Source organism: Streptomyces cinereospinus (assembly GCF_042430725.1).
Taxonomy (GTDB): domain Bacteria; phylum Actinomycetota; class Actinomycetes; order Streptomycetales; family Streptomycetaceae; genus Streptomyces; species Streptomyces cinereospinus.
The window spans coordinates 1-1,739 of sequence record NZ_JBHMCY010000163.1 but is presented as its reverse complement, the minus strand read 5'-3'; the positions used below and the strand labels follow the sequence as shown (position 1 = coordinate 1,739).

Genomic DNA, 1,739 nt, shown 5'->3' with positions numbered 1-1,739 from the left:
CATAGACGGCCACGCTCGCGATCCCGGCGTCCCGGCACGCCCGGGCCACGCGGACAGCGATTTCGCCACGGTTGGCGATGAGCACCTTGCGCACGATGAGGCTCCCTCCTTGAAACAAGCCGAGTTTAGGGACTGCCGACACGGCACATCGACCCTTCCCCAGTGGTGAGCTGGCCCACACGGAGCGTGATGCGAGGCTCGCTCCACCCGCGAAATCCCTTGTCGCAGCGCGGTACGCAGGACTCCTCCGGAGAACCCTAGCCTTCCCATGTGGTCAAGGTCTCTGTAAGAGCGTGCTGCGGCCCACCCTGATTCTTTGTGGAGTCCCTACGAATGGCCCAATGATTCTTTGCTCGCGGCGGAACCCTTGTCCCAAGGTTTACCCGTTAGTAGCGTTCGCGACGTACGCACACGTACTCCGGGTAACGCCACCCTGTGGCGGTGAGACGGCTGACCGCGGTGATGGGCCTGGTGGTGCTGCCCGATGACCGACGACGGGCGGCAGCGGCTCGCGTCCGGGGCCGAGGGGGACGCGGGCGGCACGCCGGCCGGCGACTCCCCGGTCACCGACTCCCCGGTCGGCCCTCCGCCGGCGCCCACAACTCCGTGATGCCCACCCCGAGTTCGGCCAGCAGTCGCCGGACCAGGGGCAGGCTGATGCCGATCACGTTGCCGTGGTCGCCGTCGATGCCGTCGATGAACGGGGCCGAGCGGCCGTCCAGGGTGAAGGCCCCGGCGACGTGGAGGGGCTCGCCGGAGGCGACGTAGGCGGCGATCTCCTCGTCGGTGGGTTCACCGAAGTGGACGACCGTGGAGGCGGTCGCGGAGGCGTACCGCCCGCTGCGCGTGTCGTAGACGCAGTGGCCGGTCTGGAGCGTCCCCGCCCGGCCGCGCATCGCCTTCCAGCGCGCGGTGGCCTCCTCGGCGTCGGCCGGCTTGCCGAGCGCCTCGCCGTCCAGGTCCAGCACCGAGTCGCAGCCGATCACCAGGGCCCCCATGACCTCGGGCCGGGCGGCCACGACGAAGGCCTTCGCCTCGGCCAGGGCGAGCGCCAGCTCGGCGGGAGTGGGGGCGGTCACGGCGTCCTCGTCGACGCCGCTCACGATCACCTCGGGGTCGAGCCCGGCCTGCCGCAGCAGTCCGAGCCGGGCGGGGGACTGGGAGGCGAGCACGAGTCGGCGGCGCGGCTGATCAGTCATGCGGCCAGCGTATCGGCGTAACCCGAACGGCTCACCCCAGACCGATCACGATCATCGCGAGCACCATGGCCAGCGCCACGAGAACGCCCAGCCGCCGCAGCATCTCCTCGGTGTCGCGCAGGTGCTTCGGCGGCTCGTTCTCGGGGTCGGACCACAGCATGTCCTCGATCGTGGGTCCGCGGTGCCCGGCGGCGCCTGAGTACGCGTACTCAACTTCAGCCGGACGGCCCGCGCCCGTTCGGGCGGGGTGTGTCACGGCCGGGAGCGGGCCGCGCCCCGGTACGGCTCCGGCGATCACCCACCCGGACGGCACGGGGTGCGCGGTGATGGCCGAAGCCGTCGTGGCCGGGCCTCAGGCCGGCCAGGAGGAACGCGCCCAGGCCGTCCGGCCCGGCTGGGGCACGTGCCGGGCGGCGATCCGCGCCGGGTCGGACCAGGAGTCCCGCGGGGCGGGCGCGCCGGGCGGCTGGACGGACGCCGCCGCGGCGCGGGCCCGGACCACCGCCAGGGCGGCGGCCAGCTCCTCGGGGGTCGGGTTGC

At 72.7% G+C, this 1,739-nt stretch carries 4 protein-coding genes; all 4 read right to left on the bottom strand.

The features are described from left to right. Positions 1 to 94, bottom strand: a 94-nt coding sequence (locus tag ACFF45_RS35290) for a biotin carboxylase N-terminal domain-containing protein (protein WP_280842533.1), incomplete at its 3' end; no start/stop codon positions are given. Positions 95 to 563: 469 nt separating this feature from the next. Next, positions 564 to 1,199, bottom strand: a complete 636-nt coding sequence (locus tag ACFF45_RS35285) for a Maf family protein (RefSeq protein WP_381351125.1) — start codon at positions 1,197 to 1,199, stop codon at positions 564 to 566. Positions 1,200 to 1,230: 31 nt separating this feature from the next. Continuing rightward, a complete protein-coding gene (gene mmpB / locus ACFF45_RS35280) occupies positions 1,231 to 1,359 on the bottom strand; it encodes a morphogenic membrane protein MmpB (protein WP_381351124.1) in 129 nt (42 codons plus the stop codon). Positions 1,360 to 1,551: 192 nt separating this feature from the next. Then, the coding region (locus ACFF45_RS35275; RefSeq protein ID WP_381351123.1) for an acyl-CoA carboxylase epsilon subunit at positions 1,552 to 1,739 on the bottom strand (188 nt) is incomplete at its 5' end.

Bases quoted from the DNA above. Each gene is read 5' to 3' on its own strand.
- ACFF45_RS35285 (WP_381351125.1), bottom strand. From the start codon at position 1,199: ATGACTGATCAGCCGCGCCGCCGACTCGTGCTCGCCTCCCAGTCCCCC.
- mmpB (WP_381351124.1), bottom strand. From the start codon at position 1,359: ATGCTGTGGTCCGACCCCGAGAACGAGCCGCCGAAGCACCTGCGCGAC.